A 19,363-nucleotide genomic window follows, 5' to 3' on the forward strand; every position below is an offset into this window, starting at 1 on the left:
CGGCATGCATTTGATTGTATGCCGATCTTTGATTTCTACATATATTAAAAAAGGTGGAAGACAGATGAAAAAGTTATTATTAGTTATTTTTATATTGCTTTTTTCTTTAGTTGCTTGTTCCAAGGATGAAGAAACAGCTAAGGAACCTGAACCAGAAGAGGATTCGGTAGAAGAAGTGATAGAAGAACCTGAAGAGCCAGAAGAACCAGAACATATTTATCCGTTAACTGGTATGGAAGCAGAACAAGCGGCAAAGGGAAGAATGATAGCAGTTATGGTCAATAACCATCCTAAAGCCAGACCGCAAACAGGTCTGTCACAAGCAGATACTGTATTTGAAATCTTAGCGGAAGGTAACATTACCCGATTTATGGCAATTTTTCATAGTAATATTCCTGAACGGGTGGGGCCGGTGCGTAGTGCAAGACCTTATTATTTTAATTTAGCGGATGATTATAATGCCATTTATGTATATCATGGTGCAGCTAATTTTATTGAAGATATGATCCAAAACGGTGCAGCACAAGGATTAAACGGCATGTATTACGATAATGACAAAGTATTATTTGAGCGTTCCAGTGATCGTGTTGCTCCCCACAACTCTTATGCCTTATTTGATGGTATTTATCAACGTGCTGAGGAACAAGGGTATTCATTGGATGCGGAGTATCAACCCCTTACTTTTATTGAGGAAGATGCAGAATTAGCTGGGGAATCTGCTACAGATGTTCAATTTAGTTATAGTAATTATTCAGTAAGATATGTCTATAATCAAGAAGAGAAAAGTTACGAACGGTATAGTGATGGAGTACAAACAGTAGAAAAGACAGATAGTACACCTATCATGCTTGATAATGTCTTAATTATGGAGACGCCACACCAAGTGATTGATGATGCTGGTCGTCGTGAAATTGATTTGGAATCTGGTGGCAATGCTTTATTACTACAGCAAGGTAAAGTACAACACGTGCAATGGGAGCGAAATGATGGTAGAATAATCCCAACAAAGGATGGAGAGCCAGTTCCGTTTGTACCAGGTCAAACATGGGTAAACGTTATCCCGACTAGTCCTGGTATTGATGGTGTTCAACTATCTAGTGGAACGGAATAACTTGAGGCTTCAATCAGGGTTTTCGACTCCCGCTATACTCGATGAAACTTATCAGAAAGATATATTTCAATTTTTATAGGTATTACAGATGTCTACAGCGCGTTAAAAAGGAGAGGTGTATACCATGCAAATTGATAAATTGCGTGGCAAACAATTAGATCAATTATTCGATGCTGTTTTAACACTGAAAAATCGCGAAGAATGTTATCGTTTTTTTGATGATATTGCAACAATGAATGAAATCCAGTCACTAGCACAACGACTGCATGTTGCTAAAATGCTTGATGAAGGTCAAACATATACCACAATTGCAAAAGAGTCGAGTGCATCAACGACAACAATTTCACGTGTCAAGCGTTGTTTAGCCTATGGTAATGATGGCTATCGTATTGTGTTGGACCGTTTAAAGGAAGAGGAACAGGAGTAGAATAATCAAGAGTGCCTGCTTTTAGGTACTCTTTTTCGACGTTTATAAAGTGAAACTTTGATTAGTGGAGGGAACTAGATGATTAGATTTGGCGTAATAGGAACTAATTGGATTACCGATCGTTTTATTGATGGTGCAAGTAAATTAGAAAATTTTGAATTAAGTGCTGTCTATTCAAGAACAGAAGATAATGCTGAAGCATTTGCTAGTAAATATCAAGTAGAAACAATATTCACGGATGTGGAAGCATTCGTGAACAGCGACTCCATCGATGCGGTCTATATTGCATCACCAACTGCCCTGCACAGCGAACATGCGATTACCTGCATGAACGGCGGGAAACATGTGATTGTTGAGAAACCTTTTGCTTCAAATGAACGAGAAGTTTTGCAAATGATCGAAACCGCTAAGAGAAATAACGTTACTTTAATGGAAGCTATGAAAACAACACATGTCCCTAACTTTAAGTTAATGAAAGAGAGTCTTGATAAAATTGGACCTGTTCGTCGTTATGTAGCGAACTTCTGTCAGTATTCTTCTCGCTATGATAAATATAAAGAAGGAATCGTCTTGAACGCTTTTAAGCCAGAGTTATCAAATGGATCGCTAATGGACATTGGTGTTTATTGCCTATACCCAATGGTAGCTTTGTTTGGAGAACCAACCCGAGTAAAAGCAACAGCATATATGCTGGAATCTGGGGTGGATGGAGAAGGAACGGTTACAGTAGATTATCCTGATTTAAATGGTGTAGCCATGTTCTCGAAAATCACGAATTCTTCAATGCCATCAGAGATACAAGGGGAAAAAGGATCGATTGTTATTGGGAAGTTTTCGGATATGAATGATCTGAAAATCGTTTATCATGATGGCACCGAAGAAGTCTTAGATACTGGCCAGGAAGAAAACACGATGTATTATGAAGCAAAATCATTTATCGAAACCATTGAGGACGGAAAAATAGAAAATGATGTGAATACATGGGATTCTTCGTTAGCAACAATGCGGATATTGGATCAAGCGCGAGAAGAAATAGGGCTTCGATTTCCGGCAGATCAAAAGTGAAATGCAAGTTCTTACGGACAGTTTTGTGGGAAATTCATGTTTTTTGTCCTTAAGAATGAATCTTGCGGACAAAATTGTTTAATAATTAGATGTATTGTCCATAAGAATGGATATTACGGACAGAAAACTTCAAAATCGAATGTTTTGTCCATAAGAAAAAAAGGTTGTCACCAAAAATCGGTGACAACCTTTTTATTTACTAGATTAGTTTCTGATCAAATGATCAAATGCGCCCAATGCTGCTGTGGCACCTGATCCCATTGAAATGATGATTTGTTTGTACGCACTATTCGTGCAATCACCTGCTGCGAATACACCTGGAATGCTTGTGGTGCCACGCTCATCAACTATGATTTCACCAAATTTGTTTCGCTCAAGTGTGCCTTCTAGAAATTCTGTATTTGGTACTAATCCAATTTGTACGAAGACACCTGCTAAAGCAATATCTTTTTCCTCTTCTGATTCACGGTCGACATAGCGTAAACCTTCTACTTTATCATTTCCATAAATCTCAGAAGTTCTAGCATTAGTAATAACCGTTACATTCGGCAGGCTGTGCAGACGATCCTGAAGTACTGAGTCTGCTTTCAGCTCTGGTAAAAATTCTAAAACAGTAACATGTTTGACGATACCTGCAAGGTCAATTGCTGCTTCGACGCCAGAGTTACCTCCACCGATTACAGCAACCTCTTTACCTTCAAAAATAGGGCCATCACAGTGTGGGCAATAAGCTACCCCTTTATTTTTGAATTCCGCTTCACCTGGAACACCGATATTGCGCCAACGAGCACCTGTCGATACCACGAGTGTCTTACTTTTTAACATCGCGCCATTTTCAAGTTCTAATTCGAAGAAATCTCTTTTTTCTAAAGATTTAGCACGCATTGAGTTCATGATGTCTACGTCATAATCCTTGACATGCTCTTCTAAATTAGCAACAAGCTTTGGTCCTTCGGTATATTTTGTGGTAATGAAGTTCTCAATACCAAGTGTATCTTGGACTTGACCACCGAATCGTTCCGCTACGATGCCAGTACGGATGCCTTTACGGGCTGCATAAATGGCTGCACTTGCCCCAGCAGGACCACCGCCAACAACGAGTACATCATATGGCTCTTTCTCATTTAACTCAGAAATGTCGACACTGCTTCCGAGTTCCTCAAGGATGCTTTCAAGTGTTTGACGTCCATCGACAAATTGTTCACCATTTAGATAAACAGAAGGCACTGCCATTACATCTTTACTTTCTACTTCCTCTTTGAATGCAGAACCTTCTACCATCGTGTGTGTGATGTCAGGATGTACGACACTCATAATGTTTAATGCTTGTACAACATCCGGACACTTTTGGCAAGAAAGACTTACATATGTTTCAAAATGAAGTGGTCCTTCTAGTTTTTTAATTTGTTCAATCGTAGCTTCTTCGACCTTAGGTGCGCGTCCACTAACCTGTAATAGTGCAAGCACTAAGGATGTGAACTCATGTCCAAGCGGAACACCAGCGAAAATAACGCCAGTGTCTTCCCCTTTACGGTTAATGCTAAAGCTTGGAGTGCGGTCAAAAGATCCTTGTTCGATTGAAATTTTGTCAGACATGCTTGCAATTTCATTTACGAGTTCGTCAACTTCTTTAGAAACATCATCAGAACCCACACTTGCTTTTATAACAATATCGTCCTCTAATAGTTTCAAATATTCTTGTAGTTGTGATTTTATTTCTTGCTCAAGCATTTAGACCCTTCTTTCTTATATTTTACCAACTAGATCAATACTTGGTTTAAGTGTGTCGCTTCCTTCTTCCCATTTAGCTGGGCAAACTTCACCAGGATTGTTACGTACGTACTGTGCTGCTTTGATTTTGTTGATTAGCTGGCTCGCGTCACGTCCAATACCTTCTGCATTGATTTCTGCTGCTTGAATAATACCATCTGGATCAATGATAAAAGTACCGCGATCTGCAAGACCTGCATCTTCACGTAAAACATCGAAGTTTTGAGAGATAACGTGTGATGGATCACCGATCATTGTATACTCAATTGTTCCAATCGCATCTGAACTTTCATGCCATGCTTTATGCGTAAAGTGTGTATCCGTGGAAACAGAGTAAACCTCAACACCTAATTTTTGCAATTCTGCATATTGATTTTGTAAATCTTCCAATTCTGTCGGACATACGAAGGTAAAGTCTGCAGGATAAAAGCAAACAATACTCCATTTACCTTTGAAATTGTTTTCTGATACATCTAAAAATTCTCCTTGACGAAACGCTTCCGCCTGGAATGGCAGTACTTCTTTTCCGATTAATGACATAATGATTGTCCTCCTTGATAAATTCTTTATATTTTATTGATACTCTTTATAAACAAAAAGTATCTATTACACAACAATTGTAATTATAAATGAAATAGTAGTGGGACTGTCAAGCTAAAGGCTATTCTTCAAATAATTATAACAAATTACTCCATTTTATCATTTTAATCGAAAAAAGATTTTATTATTCAGGCTAAAAGAATCTTTTATATAGCATTGTGTGAAAAAAATCACACGTTATAAAACTAAAAGCAGATATGATAATGAATAACGAGATATGGATATAGAGAGGAAGTGATGAAAATGAAGAATATAAAAGGTCGTCAGTTGCCACTACAAACCCTTAGTCTAGTAGTCGGTTTTATGGTCTGGGTATTGTTATCATCTTTAATGAGTTTTATTAAACAGGATATTTCATTAACTGCCGGTCAAATCTCTTTAATTACTGCCGTTCCCGTGATTTTAGGGTCTGTACTACGTGTTCCTTTAGGGTTCTACACCAACCGCTTTGGTGCTAGAGGATTGTTTATCTTAAGTATGTTGTTTCTGATATTGCCAGTTGGTTATTTAGGAATGGCCAATAGTTTTGCCGATTTAATAGTAGCAGGTCTATTTTTGGGGATTGGTGGAGCAGTATTTTCTGTTGGTGTTACATCATTACCCAAGTATTATCCAAAAGAAAAACATGGCTTTGTCAATGGGATTTATGGCGTCGGTAATATCGGAACAGCCTTTACATCATTTGGTGCACCAATTATTGCGGGGATGTACAGTTGGCGAATTGCCGTATTTGTATTTATCATTCCCTTATTATTATTTGCAATTTTAAATTATATTTATGGCGATCGAAACGAGCCAAAAATGGAAACTTCGTTAAAACAACAAGTATTAAGTGTTTATAAAAATAATAAATTATGGTTTCTCAGCTTCTTTTATTTCCTGACATTTGGGTCATTTGTTGCTTTAACCGTTTATTTACCAAATTTTCTAGTTTCTGAGTTTCAACTAACAGAAGTAGATGCAGGCTTACGGACAGCCGGATTCATTGCTCTGTGCACGTTATTAAGACCAGTTGGTGGCTGGTTAGGTGATAAATTTAATCCTTTTAAAGTATTAATGATTGTCTTTGCAGGGCTAACTGTTTCTGGAATTTTATTATCATTTTCACCAACCATTTTGCTTTATACGATTGGAAGCCTGTCGGTAGCAATCTTCTCTGGGATAGGTAATGGTACAATTTTTAAACTAGTGCCATTATATTTCTCGAAACAAGCAGGGATTGTCAATGGTATAGTGGCGGCAATGGGTGGTTTAGGTGGATTTTCCCCTCCGATAATATTAACAATTGTCCATGATATTAATGGTCATTACGCGATTGGCTTTATGGCCTTGTCTCAATTTGCGCTTGCCAGCTTGATTATTATCATCTGGATGTACTATACGGATAAATTAAACCTATCCAATTACATTGTGAATAATGCGGGACAAGGAATTCTAGTGACAGATGAAAATGGAAAAATCACAAAAGTTAATAAAGCATTCGAGAAGATTACTGGTTATCTAGAAGAGGAAGTCCTAAGTACGAACCCAAATATATTAAGCTCTGGAGAACAAAGTGAAGAGTTTTATAATGAAATGTGGCAACAAATAAGAGAAAAAGAGATTTGGCAAGGTAAAATCATAAATAAACGAAAAGATGGAGAAATTTATACTCAATGGTTATCAATCAGCGTATTAAAGGATGCTGGGGATAATGTAACCAATTATGTTGGTGTTTTTAGTGAGATTGACAAATGAGCCAGGCGTTACATACGTCTGGTATTCTTATGTTATTTACTGTAAAATATATAACAATTAATATAGAAAGGAAGTTTAACAATGAATTCTCGAAAGAAACCCTATGAGTTAATCTTGTATGAATACCTCCGTATTCGCAGAGGATTATCATCTGATGAAAACAGTAAGTATCGCAAGTTGAAAAAGGGATACGAAGGTGAGCTTTTATTTGATGCTTATATCGATAAAATACAATGCGATTATCTATCCTTAACAGACCTCTCGTTCTCCCACAACAATAAATTCTTCCAAGTAGATAACATCCTGCTTATTGACAATACTATTTACATGTATGAGGTAAAAAACTTCCTAGGTAACTACTATTACGAGAACAATAAACTATTTATCGAACCCCAGCAAGAAATTGATGATCCATTAACACAGTTGAAAAGAAGTGAAGCTCTATTACGACAACTACTTAAATATTTAGGATTCTCCAATCAGCTTCAAGCAAAAGTCGTTTTTGTAAACCCTGAATTCACGTTATTTCAAGCTCCGCGTTCATCCAAACTACTATTACCCTCACAGTTAAATCGATACTTTCATAAATTCCGTCAATGCCCTCCTTTAGACACTTCTTTTTATCAATTAGGAGAGAAATTTCAATCAATCAGTCTTGAGAAATCACCATACACGCAGCCGCCTACCTATCAATATAACGAATTAAAAAAAGGTATCCCATGTCCGTCGTGTTACAAATTCTTTGAAACAGTAGATGGTCGAACGTGTATTTGTCGTCATTGCGATGTACGTGAATCTTTACAATCAGCCGTTTTGAGAACAATTGAAGAGTTCATATTCCTTTTTCCTGAACAACGCATCACTACTGATAAAATATGTGATTGGATACAATTACCTGTAGCACAAAAACGCATACGCTATATGTTGAACAAAAATTTCTTGCAAAAAGGGAAAAATAAAGGTGCTTATTATGTAAAAATGGAGGGCAACTAAAAAAATTTTAACGAAGTTGTACGAAGAGTAGATATATCGCCCTAAGGAGAAGACTGGAGCATCAATTTTGTACGATAAAAGTTTATATCGCCCAAAAAAAGTACAACGCCCCAGAAGTTTTGTACGATAAAAGTATATATCGTCCAAAAGGAGCACCCCGGCGCACCTGTTTTGTCCGATAAAAGGATATATCACCCAAAAGGAGCACTTCGCATCACGCGCTTTGTCCGATAAAGAATATATCGCACAGTCTCACTATTTTTTTATCAAATAGATGTAACAGATTCTAATTTCTACAAGATATCATTCTAAAATTGTCTAGTTTTTTGCTATAATGAAATAATGGATATAGAATCGTCATTAATGGAGGATTATTATTGTGTATAATATCGACGAATGGAAACATATCTTCAAATTAGATCCGGCGAAAGAGATCTCAGAAGAAATGATAGATAAAATATGTGAATCGGGGACAGACGCCATTATTGTTGGTGGCACAGATCATGTCACACTTGATGGAGTATTACAATTATTAAGCAGAATTCGCCGTCATACGGTGCCAGTTATTCTCGAGATATCGAATATCGAATCGGTTACACCAGGCTTTGACTATTATTTTGTACCGATGGTGTTAAACAGCCAACAGAAAAAATGGATGATGGATGTCCAGCATGAAGCGATTCACGAATATGGTGATATCGTTAACTGGGATGAGATGTTTGCTGAGGGTTATTGTATTATGAATCAGCAATCAAAAGTTTACAAGCATGCCGACTGCAAACTACCTACAGAAGAAGATGCGATCGCTTATGCGAGAATGGCTGAGCATTTATTCCGGCTACCTTTTTTCTATTTAGAATACAGTGGTACCTATGGTGATCCGTCACTTACCAAAAAAATCAGTCGTGAGCTAAAACAAACGAAGCTGATCTATGGTGGTGGCATAGAATCGAAAGAACAAGCCGCTGAAATGAGTCAATATGCAGACATTATTGTCGTTGGCAATGTCATATATGATCATCCCAAAGAAGCGCTAAAAACAGTGAAAGCAACAAAGTAAAAAGGACGGTGTTAGGATGAGTCGGATGAAACACGACTTATTAAAAGGGTTAAACAAGCCACAGCAAGAGGCAGTTCAACATACAGAAGGACCACTCTTAATTATGGCAGGTGCAGGTAGTGGTAAAACACGAGTATTAACACACCGAATTGCCTATTTATTAGATGAAAAAGATGTATCACCACGAAACGTTTTAGCGATTACTTTTACAAATAAAGCGGCTCGTGAAATGAAAGACCGAATTGCCGCACTTGTTGGCTCCTACGGTAATGATATGTGGGTATCAACTTTTCACTCAATGTGTGTACGGATTTTGAGACGTGACATTGACCGCATAGGTTATAGTCGTAATTTTTCGATATTAGATAGTGGTGATCAGCTTACGGTTATTAAAAATATTGTCAAAGATAAAAATATCGATGCTAAAAAATTCGAACCAAGAGCAATCCTAGGGATGATTAGCGGTGCTAAAAATGAATTGATTACCCCTGAAACATTTGCGGAAAACGCGAACGACTTTTTCAGCAGGCAAGTGTCGGAAGTCTATACGGAATACCAACGTCGCTTACGAAAAAATCAGTCATTGGATTTCGATGATTTGATTATGCAGACAATCCATCTTTTCAAAAGGGTGCCAGAGGTATTAGAATATTTTCAGCGCCGTTTTCAATATATTCATGTGGATGAGTATCAAGATACCAACCATGCGCAGTATCAACTCGTTAAACAATTGGCTTCCCGTTTTCAGAACCTTTGTGTTGTCGGGGATTCCGATCAGTCGATTTATGCCTGGCGCGGTGCGGATATTACCAATATCTTATCATTTGAAAAAGATTATCCATCCGCCCGCGTGGTGATGTTAGAACAAAATTACCGTTCGACAAGATCGATTTTACAAGCAGCAAACCAAGTAATTGAAAACAATACAGGCAGAAAACCGAAAAATCTTTGGACAGATAATAACGATGGCAATAAAATCCGTTATTTTCAAGCGTCAACCGAACGAGAAGAAGGCTTGTTTGTAGCAGACCGTATCGAAGAACTAGTAATGCAACAAAATTATAAACATAATGATATTGCGGTACTTTACCGGACCAATGCCCAATCCCGTGCGATTGAGGAAACATTTATGAAAGCAAATATTCCTTATCAAATGGTTGGCGGTACCAAGTTCTACGATCGAAAAGAAATCAAGGACATGCTTGCCTATCTCCGTCTGATTGTGAATCCCGAGGATGATATTAGTTTTGCTCGTGTCGTAAATGAACCGAAACGAGGCATTGGGAAAACATCGTTAGATAAATTACAGGCCTATGCGGCAGCACATGATATTTCGATGTATACAGCTGTGCAAGAGGTTGATTTTGTTGGAGTTAGTGCCAAAGCGGCGAAATCATTAATGCAGTTCGGCCAAATGATCAAAAACTGGACACAACAACAAGAGTTTCTCACTGCTACTGATATGGTCGAGGAAGTGATCGGAAAAACCGGCTATGAAGAAATGTTACTAAATGAACGAAGCATTGAAGCACAGACCCGTTTAGAGAATATCGAAGAATTTAAAACCGTAACAAAACATTTTGAAGAAACTAATGAAGACAAAACATTGGTAAGCTTCTTAACAGATTTAGCGTTAATTTCTGATATTGATCGAATGGATGATGATCCAACCGCGAATGATAAAGTAACGATGATGACGTTACATGCAGCGAAAGGGTTAGAATTTCCTGTTGTCTTCTTAATTGGTATGGAGGAAAGTGTCTTCCCGCATAGTCGTTCGATGATGGACGATGACCAAATGGAGGAAGAACGTCGTCTCGCCTATGTAGGGATAACCCGAGCCGAGAAACTCTTGCATGTATCCCATGCGAAGATGCGTACATTGTTTGGACGAACCAATATGAATCCAATTAGTCGCTTTATCGACGAGATACCGAAAGATTTAGTAGAAGGAAAAGACGAACAGCAGGAATCGTCATTTGGTTCCAAATTAGGTGGAATATCGATTCAGGATCAGGAGTTACCTTTTGACACATCAAAACCGAAACGTAAACCACAAAGAATCATAAAAGAGACAACTGGTGGTGAAAAAGAAGCTTGGCAAGTTGGTGACAAAGCAAATCATAAAAAATGGGGACAAGGTACAGTAGTGAAAGTGAATGGATCGGGTGATGCGATGGAATTGGATATTGCCTTTCCTGCACCAACAGGAATTAAACGACTTCTTGCTAAATTTGCCCCAATTACGAAAGCGTAAAAAGGAGGTGCACTTAACATGACAGAGAATGAGGCACGAGAGCAATTGGCGACATTACGTGGAGAATTAAATCAATATAACTATGAATATCATGTTTTGGATAAACCAAGCGTACCAGATGCGGAATACGATAAAAAAATGAAAAAATTAAAAGATATAGAAGCAGAGTTTCCTGCGCTTATTACTGCTGACTCGCCATCTCAACGGGTAGGAGGCGAGCCATTGGACGCCTTTAAAAAAGTCGCCCATCGTGTTCCAATGTTGAGTCTAGGGAATGCCTTTAGCGAAGAAGATTTAAGAGATTTTGATCGTCGTGTCCGTGAAGGTTTAGCAACAGGGAGTGTAACCTATGTTTGTGAGCTAAAGATTGACGGACTAGCGATTTCATTGCGATACCAAGACGGCCTGTTTGTTCAAGGCGCAACAAGAGGTGATGGAACTACAGGTGAAGATATTACCAGTAACTTAAAAACAATCAAAAGTATCCCATTAAGAATTCCAGATCAGGCCCCGATCGAAGTTCGCGGAGAAGCATTTATGCCACAACAGGCGTTTGTTTCACTTAATAAAAAACGCGAAGAGAACGAAGAGGAGCCTTTTGCGAATCCAAGGAATGCAGCAGCTGGATCGCTAAGGCAATTGGATCCGAAAATTGCAGCAAAACGTCAACTTGATATCTTTTTATATGCGGTTGGCGAATGGGAGTCAGGTACACTCGAAACACATAGTGAGCGGCTCCAATACTTAGAGGAAATTGGTTTTAAGACAAATCCAGAATGGCGAAAATGTAACAGTATTGAAGAAGTCATTCAATACGTCGAAGAATGGGTTGAAAAACGCGCCAACCTCTCCTATGATATTGACGGGATCGTTATTAAAGTGGATAATTTAGAAGCGCAAGAACAGTTAGGTTTTACCGCAAAAAGTCCACGTTGGGCAACAGCATATAAATTTCCAGCTGAAGAAGCGATAACAACATTAACTGATATCGAGCTAAGCGTCGGTCGTACAGGAGTTGTCACACCAACAGCGATCTTAGAGCCTGTTAAAGTCGCGGGTACAACGGTACAGCGAGCTTCTCTTCATAATGAAGATTTAATTAAAGAGAAAGACATTCGTATTGGGGATACGGTAGTGATCAAAAAAGCTGGAGATATTATTCCAGAAGTAGTACGTGTTGTAGAAGATATGCGAACTGATCAACAGCAACCTTTTGCAATGCCAGAGAATTGTCCATCCTGTGGAGCGGAATTAGTTCGTTTAGAAGAAGAAGTAGCATTGCGATGTATTAACCCAAACTGCCCAGCTCAATTAAAAGAAGGACTTATCCATTTTGTATCACGGCTTGCTATGAATATTGATGGATTAGGTGAAAAAGTGGTAGAACAACTTTTTCAAGCAGAGTATATTCATACCATTGCCGATCTTTATCGATTAAATCGTGATGAACTCCTTAAATTAGAGCGTATGGGAGAGAAGTCAGTAGAAAACTTGTTGAAAGCAATTGATGATTCAAAAGAAAATTCATTAGAGCGTTTGTTATTTGGTCTTGGTATCCGCTATGTTGGTTCAAAAGCAGCTAAAACGTTAGCAGCACACTTTGAAAACATGGATAAGTTACAAGAGGCAAGTTTTGATGATCTAGTAGCTGTAGATGAAATAGGCGATAAAATGGCAGACTCGATTGTCCGCTACTTTGAAGATGAGAAAGTAAATCAACTTATTTCAGAGCTACATGAGCTAGGCTTGAATTTAACATATCAGGGGCCAAAAGTAACCGAAGCAGCGGATGATAGTCCTTTTTCTGGAAAAACAGTCGTTTTAACTGGTAAGTTAGCGATTTATACAAGACAGGAAGCAAAACAGCGTATCGAAGCCTTAGGCGGTAATGTAACAGGAAGTGTAAGTAAAAAAACAGATCTGTTAATTGCTGGAGAGGATGCTGGTTCCAAGTTAGATAAAGCACAAAGCTTAAATATAGAAATTTGGGACGAACAATTATTACAAGAGACACTTGAGGGGGATTCAAAACAGAATGAAGAAGTGGATGGCTAGCCTTTGTGTCGGAGTACTCGTTTTATCAGGATGTGCCCCTAATTTCGGTGAGCAAGAAGAAGAAGCGATAATAGATGAAAATGTAGATGATAGTCTGCAAGAGACAGCGATCATCCCGAAACATAATTTGTCTGAGGAAAACTATCGTGTACTGATTGATTCGAATTTAAGTCAAGCACGGGGTGTTATTACCAATCAAATTGCCAATCGTGTCGATATTGATGAATTGGAAGAGGGATTACGTCGCCATTCGAAAGAAGTATTTGATCCAGAAACCTATTATTTTCAAGAGGGTCAGTATTTAACGGATGATATACTGTATGATTGGTTAGAACGTTACGATGAAGATGAAGAACCCCTTGGACTTAACCCTGAGATAGAATTGAATAGTGATGCAGAAGAAGAAGAAATAGAGGAAGCAGAAAAAAGCAATCCGAAATACCTTTCTCATATTTTAGAACAAAATTACTTAACAAAGTCGGAAGATGACGTGGTCGAATTAGCAGGTATTTCAATCGGAATTGCTATGAAATCCGTCTATCGTTTTCAAACAGAACCTGGGGTTGAGTATTATGAAGATATTCCAAAAGATAAAATGCTTTCAGAAGCGAACCAAATAGCGGATGAAGTCGTTCAAAGAATCCGTCAAATAGAAGGATTAGAAAATGTCCCGATTATGTTATCTATCTTTAGGGAATCCGCTCAAAGTTCACTTGTACCTGGTAATTTTGTAGCAAAAACAAATGTACCAGGTGATCGTGCAACTATAGATGAATGGAAAGAAGTGAACGAGGAAAATGTATTATTTCCATCTGAATATGGGCGAAATACGTATGCAGATACCCATGCAACATTGGTCGACTTTGAATCAGATGTCGCTTCATATTTCCCGAATTATGTGAGTGTGATCGGTAAAGGTTTCTATCAAAATGGTAATTTACAAAAACTAACGGTAGAAATCCCGGTGTCGTTTTATGGAAAGGCTGAACTCATCGGTTTCACACAATATGTTTATGGGCTTGTTTTATCAGGTTTTCCCAATAATTATCAGTTGGAAATAAATATTACATCGGGAGATACACAAGAAGCATTAATTGTTCGTAATCCTGGAGAAGAAGAAGGATTTGTCCATATTTACCATTAATTCTGTTCAAAATGTTTTGAAATAGCAAGATTAATGGTAAAATAAACGTTGTCGCGGTGATAAAATCCGTTAAGAATCAGTGGGGTTTTAAACGCCCACTGATTTATGTCTCACGTTATTGGATCTCAATTAATATAATAAGGTTTTAATATATACGGAGGTGAAGAACATGGCAGATATCTCAAAAGATCAAGTCAAGCACGTTGCTAATTTAGCTCGTCTTGCTGTAACAGATGAAGAAGTAGAAATGTTCACAAAGCAATTGGGTGATATCATTAACTACGCAGAATTATTAAACGAATTAGATACGGAGAACGTGGAGCCAACCACACACGTATTAGATTTAAAAAATGTGATGCGTAAAGATGAGCCAAAAGAATGGATCAAAAAAGAAGATGCATTAAAAAATGCACCAGATCAAAAAGATGGTCAATTCCGTGTACCATCAATTCTAGAATAAGGAGGGTTTCTTTTGTCACTTTTTGATTACACGTTAAAAGAATTACAAGAAAAGCTACATAATAAAGAAATAACGATCAGTGATCTTGTACAAGCATCGTACGATAGAATTAATGAAGTAGATGATCAGGTACAAGCATTTTTAACATTAAATGAAGAGAAAGCAATAAAACAAGCGAAAGAATTAGATGAAAAGTTAGGTGCTGATGCATCGATTCTATACGGTATGCCAATTGGTATTAAAGATAATATTGTTACAAAAGGAGTGCGCACAACTTGTGCCAGTCAAATTTTAGATAACTTAAATGATCCTTTATATGACGCTACCGTTGTCCAAAAGCTAAATGCTGAAAACACCATCAATATTGGAAAATTAAACATGGATGAATTTGCAATGGGTTCATCAACAGAAAATTCAAGTTACGCAAAAACTCGTAACCCATGGAATACCGATTATGTACCAGGTGGATCGAGTGGGGGTTCTGCAGCTGCTGTAGCGGCAGGTGAAGTATTATTCTCACTAGGATCTGATACTGGTGGTTCGATTCGTCAACCGGCAGCATTCTGTGGTGTAGTAGGCATGAAACCAACATACGGTCTTGTATCCCGTTTTGGTTTAGTGGCATTCGCTTCTTCCTTAGATCAAATCGGACCAATCACAAGAACAGTAGAAGATAACGCACACCTTTTACAAGCCATTGTAGGACATGACGAAATGGATTCAACTTCAGCTAATGTCGAAGTTCCAAACTACAGTGATGCATTTAAAGAAGATGTCAAAGGATTACGTATTGCAGTACCAAAAGAGTACTTAACAGAAGGGGTTGACCCTGAGATAAAAGAAGCGGTACTAGCAGCATTAAAACAATATGAAGAATTAGGTGCTACATGGGAAGAAGTTTCCTTGCCACATTCCAAATATGCGGTAGCAGCGTATTACCTATTAGCATCATCTGAAGCAAGTGCCAACCTAGCACGATTTGATGGTGTACGTTACGGTAAACGTACCGAAAAAAATGTTGATATGATTGATATGTTCAAAGAATCTCGTGCAGAAGGCTTTGGGGATGAAGTAAAACGTCGTATTATGCTTGGTACGTTTGCCTTGAGTTCAGGTTACTATGATGCCTATTACAAAAAAGCACAAAAAGTTCGTACATTAATTAAAAATGACTTTGAAAAAATCTTTGCAGAATATGACGTTGTAATTGGACCAACGACTCCAACACCTGCATATAAAGTCGGCGAAAAAATTGATGATCCATTAACAATGTACACGGACGATGTATTAACAACTCCTGTAAATCTTGCCGGCTTGCCGGGTATTTCATTGCCTTGTGGATTCTCTAGCAAAGGATTACCAATCGGTTTACAAATTATCGGTAAACACTTTGATGAGTCGATGATTTATCGTACCGCATATGCTTATGAGCAAGCAACCGATCACCATACAAAACGTCCTAACTTAGGAGGTGACCAGTAATGACAAATTTTGAAACAGTTATTGGTTTAGAGGTACACGTGGAATTAAAAACAGCATCTAAAATTTTTAGTCCGGCACCTAATGCATTCGGTTCAGAACCAAATGCGAATGTCAATCCAATCGATTTAGGCTATCCAGGTGTATTACCAGTACTAAACGAAGAAGCAGTTAATTATGCGATGAAAGCATCGATGGCAATCAATTGTGATATCGCAACAAATACGAAATTTGATCGTAAAAACTATTTCTATCCAGATAATCCGAAAGCTTACCAAATTTCGCAATTTGATCAACCAATTGGCGAAAATGGCTGGATTGAAATTGAAGTAAACGGTGAGAAAAAGAAAATCGGTATTACCCGTCTTCATTTGGAAGAGGATGCTGGTAAATTAACACACGGCGATGATGGTTATTCACTAGTTGATTATAACCGTCAAGGTACACCACTTGTTGAAATTGTATCAGAACCAGACATTCGTACACCAGAAGAAGCTTATGCTTACTTAGAAAAACTAAAAAATATTATCCAATATACTGGAGTTTCTGACTGTAAGATGGAAGAAGGTTCTTTACGTTGTGACGCCAATATTTCAATTCGTCCAGTTGGACAAGAGGAATTTGGTACAAAAACAGAATTAAAGAACTTAAACTCCTTCTCTTTTGTTCAAAAAGGACTTGAATTTGAGGAAAAACGCCAGCGAGAAGTACTGTTAAATGGTGGCGAAATTCTTCAGGAGACCCGTCGTTATGACGAACAAAAGAAAGAAACAATTCTAATGCGTGTAAAAGAAGGTTCCGACGATTATCGTTATTTCCCAGAACCAGACCTTGTACCACTTTATATTGATGAAGCGTGGAAGGAACGCATTCGTGCAGAAATTCCAGAATTACCAGATGCAAGACGTGAGCGTTATGTAAAAGACTTAGATCTACCAACATATGATGCAGCTGTTTTAACAAGTACAAAAGAAATGTCTGACTTCTTTGAGGAAACCATTGCAGCTGGTGCAGATACCAAACAAGCATCGAACTGGTTAATGGGTGAAGTATCTGCTTATATGAATAAGCAACAAGTAGAAATTCAAGACTTGAAAATGACACCTTCTTCTCTTGCGAAAATGATTCAATTAATCGAAGATGGAACGATTTCGTCTAAAATGGCGAAAAAAGTATTTGCAGAGCTTGTAGAGAATGGTGGAGATCCAGAAAAAATTGTCAAAGACAAAGGTCTTGTACAAATTTCTGACGAGGGTCAGCTTCGTGATATCATTACAGGGATTTTGGATGAAAATGAACAATCGATCATTGATTACAAAAACGGTAAAGATAAAGCACTTGGTTTCCTAGTTGGTCAAACAATGAAAGCAACTAAAGGACAAGCCAATCCACCGATGGTTAACAAGATAATTTTAGAAGAAATGGAAAAAAGGTAATAAGAAACACGTGATAAAAGTGTATAAGAAAAAATAATCTTGTAATTCGAAAATAAATCCAGACGTTTCAAATAGACTTTGAAATCGTTTGGATTTTTATTTTATGCGTATTAGGAAGATACTACGCAATAACTTATGTGTATTTATTAGCCAAAGTGGTAATTTTGAAATGTATTGTCTGATAAATAGCTGCTCCGGCTGCCCACTTTCCTTTCCATGGGGTTTTCCCTTTAACTAACTTTTTTAAGCAAAGAACGCTTAAAAAAGTGGATCTTCAGGTAAAAGGTTCCCACAGGAGTGAAAGTGGGCGGCCTGCGCTAATATAACGGTTCTACAACTATTGTGCCAGCTAACATTTTGAGCTGTTACTCCAATCAACGAATTTTTTACATGAAAGTAATGTTATAATGCAACCTCATGCTAGCGTTGTAGAATATCAAATTAGCGTAGGAGTCCGCTTCTACTCCTACGGGATGTTTTTATCCGAAGATCCACTTTGGTAAGTGATCTTTGCTTACCAAAGTTAGCTGAGGAGAAAAACCCGTGGAAAGGGAAGCGGACAAGCCGTAGCGGTTTTTAAGCACACACATCATTTCAAAATTACTACACCATTTGTTGCGCAGTTACCTTATACTGTTCAACAATGTTCATGTTTGGTGTTGTAAAATACATTTACACAAGAAAGATATCTATTAAAAGAAATATACTTCCTGTAAAAAGAATCACTTTTGCTTATGATTTGCAAAAATAACCAAAACATATATGATGATAGGTAGAAGGTTTTTCGTTAAGAGGAGAATGAATATGAAACGAGCACGTATTATCTATAACCCTACTTCTGGTAGAGAGCTATTTAAAAAAGAATTGCCAGAAGTATTAAGGAGATTTGAAGAAGCAGGATATGAAACGTCTACTCATGCCACTACATGTGAGGGAGATGCGATTGATGCTGCAAAATATGCTGTCGAAAACAAATTTGAATTAATTATCGCAGCTGGTGGAGATGGCACAGTTAATGAAGTATTGCATGGCATAGCTGAACAAGATCATCGACCACAATTAGCGGTTATTCCTGTAGGTACCACTAATGATTTTGCACGTGCATTAGGTATTCCAAGGGATATTCAAAAAGCAGTAAGTGTAATATTAGAACATAACATTCGAAAGCTTGATATTGGTAAAGTTAATGAGCACTATTTTATGAATATTGCTGGTGGTGGAAAACTGACCGAATTAACATACGAAGTGCCAAGTAAATTAAAAACAATGCTAGGCCAACTCGCCTATTATTTAAAAGGTATTGAAATGTTACCATCATTAAAACCGATCAATGTGCAAATTGAGTATGATGGGAAGATTTTTGAAGATGAAATTATGCTTTTTCTTGTCTCCAATACCAATTCTGTCGGTGGATTTGAGAAAATTGCACCAGAGGCTAAAATGGACGATGGCTATTTTGATTTAGTGATTCTTCGTAAAACAAATTTGGCTGAATTCGTACGGATAGCTAGCTTGGCCACTAGAGGGGCACACTTAGAGGATAAGAATATTTTCTATACAAAAGCAAATCGAATAAAAGTTTCTACTGATGAAAAAATGCAATTAAATCTAGATGGCGAGTATGGTGGTTTATTACCAGGTGAATTCGAGAATCTTTATCAGCATATTGAATTCTTTGTATCAGAACAATTCATTGAGAAACAAACAGAAATTGAATAAAAACAAAAGATACATTCTAATCAATGGATGTATCTTTTTTTGCTAAATAA

15 protein-coding genes are annotated in these 19,363 nt (G+C 37.6%); 13 read left to right on the top strand and 2 right to left on the bottom strand.

Translation table 11 applies throughout. The features are described from left to right. Nucleotides 1-64: 64 nt before the first annotated feature. The 3 genes from BUC25_RS14440 to BUC25_RS14450 all read left to right on the top strand — a co-directional run bounded on the left by BUC25_RS14440 (nucleotide 65) and on the right by BUC25_RS14450 (nucleotide 2,603). Nucleotides 65-1,111, top strand: a complete 1,047-nt coding sequence (locus BUC25_RS14440; protein WP_073202601.1) for a DUF3048 domain-containing protein — start codon at nucleotides 65-67, stop codon at nucleotides 1,109-1,111. Between the two features lie 124 nt (nucleotides 1,112-1,235). Beyond that, nucleotides 1,236-1,538, top strand: coding sequence for a YerC/YecD family TrpR-related protein (locus tag BUC25_RS14445; RefSeq protein WP_073202602.1), 303 nt, complete (start codon nucleotides 1,236-1,238; stop codon nucleotides 1,536-1,538). Nucleotides 1,539-1,616: 78 nt separating this feature from the next. After that, complete coding sequence (locus BUC25_RS14450) at nucleotides 1,617-2,603, top strand: Gfo/Idh/MocA family protein (RefSeq protein WP_073202603.1); 987 nt, start codon at nucleotides 1,617-1,619, stop codon at nucleotides 2,601-2,603. Between the two features lie 204 nt (nucleotides 2,604-2,807). Here the strand turns inward: BUC25_RS14450 and ahpF are convergent, their stop codons facing one another. Both ahpF and ahpC read right to left on the bottom strand, forming a co-directional pair. Beyond that, the gene (gene ahpF, locus BUC25_RS14455) at nucleotides 2,808-4,334 is read right to left on the bottom strand and encodes an alkyl hydroperoxide reductase subunit F (protein WP_073202604.1); all 1,527 of its coding nucleotides are present in this window, start codon (nucleotides 4,332-4,334) and stop codon (nucleotides 2,808-2,810) included. Between the two features lie 15 nt (nucleotides 4,335-4,349). Continuing rightward, a complete protein-coding gene (ahpC, locus tag BUC25_RS14460; protein ID WP_073202605.1) occupies nucleotides 4,350-4,913 on the bottom strand; it encodes an alkyl hydroperoxide reductase subunit C in 564 nt (187 codons plus the stop codon). Between the two features lie 303 nt (nucleotides 4,914-5,216). Between ahpC and BUC25_RS14465 the strand changes: the two genes are divergently transcribed. The 10 genes from BUC25_RS14465 to BUC25_RS14510 all read left to right on the top strand — a co-directional run bounded on the left by BUC25_RS14465 (nucleotide 5,217) and on the right by BUC25_RS14510 (nucleotide 19,313). Further along, complete coding sequence (locus BUC25_RS14465; RefSeq protein WP_073202606.1) at nucleotides 5,217-6,710, top strand: nitrate/nitrite transporter; 1,494 nt, start codon at nucleotides 5,217-5,219, stop codon at nucleotides 6,708-6,710. Nucleotides 6,711-6,791: 81 nt separating this feature from the next. After that, entirely contained in the window at nucleotides 6,792-7,703 is a 912-nt protein-coding gene (locus tag BUC25_RS14470; RefSeq protein ID WP_073202607.1) for a nuclease-related domain-containing protein, read from the top strand. Nucleotides 7,704-8,082: 379 nt separating this feature from the next. Then, complete coding sequence (gene pcrB / locus BUC25_RS14475; protein ID WP_073202608.1) at nucleotides 8,083-8,763, top strand: heptaprenylglyceryl phosphate synthase; 681 nt, start codon at nucleotides 8,083-8,085, stop codon at nucleotides 8,761-8,763. Between the two features lie 16 nt (nucleotides 8,764-8,779). After that, nucleotides 8,780-11,020 carry a DNA helicase PcrA gene (gene pcrA, locus BUC25_RS14480; protein ID WP_073202609.1) on the top strand — a complete coding sequence of 747 codons (2,241 nt, stop codon included), beginning with the start codon at nucleotides 8,780-8,782 and terminating at the stop codon, nucleotides 11,018-11,020. Nucleotides 11,021-11,038: 18 nt separating this feature from the next. Then, entirely contained in the window at nucleotides 11,039-13,075 is a 2,037-nt protein-coding gene (gene ligA, locus BUC25_RS14485) for an NAD-dependent DNA ligase LigA (RefSeq protein WP_073202610.1), read from the top strand. Continuing rightward, the gene (locus BUC25_RS14490) at nucleotides 13,056-14,219 is read left to right on the top strand and encodes a CamS family sex pheromone protein (protein ID WP_073202611.1); all 1,164 of its coding nucleotides are present in this window, start codon (nucleotides 13,056-13,058) and stop codon (nucleotides 14,217-14,219) included. Before ligA ends, BUC25_RS14490 begins: the two co-directional genes overlap by 20 nt. A 169-nt stretch (nucleotides 14,220-14,388) precedes the next feature. Continuing rightward, complete coding sequence (gene gatC, locus BUC25_RS14495) at nucleotides 14,389-14,679, top strand: Asp-tRNA(Asn)/Glu-tRNA(Gln) amidotransferase subunit GatC (protein ID WP_073202612.1); 291 nt, start codon at nucleotides 14,389-14,391, stop codon at nucleotides 14,677-14,679. 12 nt (nucleotides 14,680-14,691) lie between these two features. Further along, the gene (gatA, locus tag BUC25_RS14500; protein WP_073202613.1) at nucleotides 14,692-16,161 is read left to right on the top strand and encodes an Asp-tRNA(Asn)/Glu-tRNA(Gln) amidotransferase subunit GatA; all 1,470 of its coding nucleotides are present in this window, start codon (nucleotides 14,692-14,694) and stop codon (nucleotides 16,159-16,161) included. After that, complete coding sequence (gene gatB, locus BUC25_RS14505) at nucleotides 16,161-17,594, top strand: Asp-tRNA(Asn)/Glu-tRNA(Gln) amidotransferase subunit GatB (RefSeq protein ID WP_073202614.1); 1,434 nt, start codon at nucleotides 16,161-16,163, stop codon at nucleotides 17,592-17,594. Before gatA ends, gatB begins: the two co-directional genes overlap by 1 nt. A gap of 804 nt (nucleotides 17,595-18,398) precedes the next feature. Then, nucleotides 18,399-19,313, top strand: a complete 915-nt coding sequence (locus tag BUC25_RS14510) for a diacylglycerol kinase (protein WP_073202615.1) — start codon at nucleotides 18,399-18,401, stop codon at nucleotides 19,311-19,313. The last annotated feature ends 50 nt before the right edge of the window (nucleotides 19,314-19,363 follow it).

It is taken from the genome of Gracilibacillus kekensis (genome assembly GCF_900143085.1).
Classification (GTDB): domain Bacteria; phylum Bacillota; class Bacilli; order Bacillales; family Amphibacillaceae; genus Gracilibacillus; species Gracilibacillus kekensis.

Excerpts from the sequence above, each read along its gene's own strand:
- pcrA (WP_073202609.1), top strand. The coding sequence starts at position 8,780 with ATGAGTCGGATGAAACACGACTTATTAAAAGGGTTAAACAAGCCACAG.
- BUC25_RS14465 (WP_073202606.1), top strand. The coding sequence starts at position 5,217 with ATGAAGAATATAAAAGGTCGTCAGTTGCCACTACAAACCCTTAGTCTA.
- BUC25_RS14510 (WP_073202615.1), top strand. The coding sequence starts at position 18,399 with ATGAAACGAGCACGTATTATCTATAACCCTACTTCTGGTAGAGAGCTA.
- BUC25_RS14440 (WP_073202601.1), top strand. The coding sequence starts at position 65 with ATGAAAAAGTTATTATTAGTTATTTTTATATTGCTTTTTTCTTTAGTT.
- BUC25_RS14490 (WP_073202611.1), top strand. The coding sequence starts at position 13,056 with ATGAAGAAGTGGATGGCTAGCCTTTGTGTCGGAGTACTCGTTTTATCA.
- BUC25_RS14450 (WP_073202603.1), top strand. The coding sequence starts at position 1,617 with ATGATTAGATTTGGCGTAATAGGAACTAATTGGATTACCGATCGTTTT.
- ahpF (WP_073202604.1), bottom strand. The coding sequence starts at position 4,334 with ATGCTTGAGCAAGAAATAAAATCACAACTACAAGAATATTTGAAACTA.
- gatB (WP_073202614.1), top strand. The coding sequence starts at position 16,161 with ATGACAAATTTTGAAACAGTTATTGGTTTAGAGGTACACGTGGAATTA.
- ligA (WP_073202610.1), top strand. The coding sequence starts at position 11,039 with ATGACAGAGAATGAGGCACGAGAGCAATTGGCGACATTACGTGGAGAA.
- ahpC (WP_073202605.1), bottom strand. The coding sequence starts at position 4,913 with ATGTCATTAATCGGAAAAGAAGTACTGCCATTCCAGGCGGAAGCGTTT.
- gatC (WP_073202612.1), top strand. The coding sequence starts at position 14,389 with ATGGCAGATATCTCAAAAGATCAAGTCAAGCACGTTGCTAATTTAGCT.
- BUC25_RS14470 (WP_073202607.1), top strand. The coding sequence starts at position 6,792 with ATGAATTCTCGAAAGAAACCCTATGAGTTAATCTTGTATGAATACCTC.
- BUC25_RS14445 (WP_073202602.1), top strand. The coding sequence starts at position 1,236 with ATGCAAATTGATAAATTGCGTGGCAAACAATTAGATCAATTATTCGAT.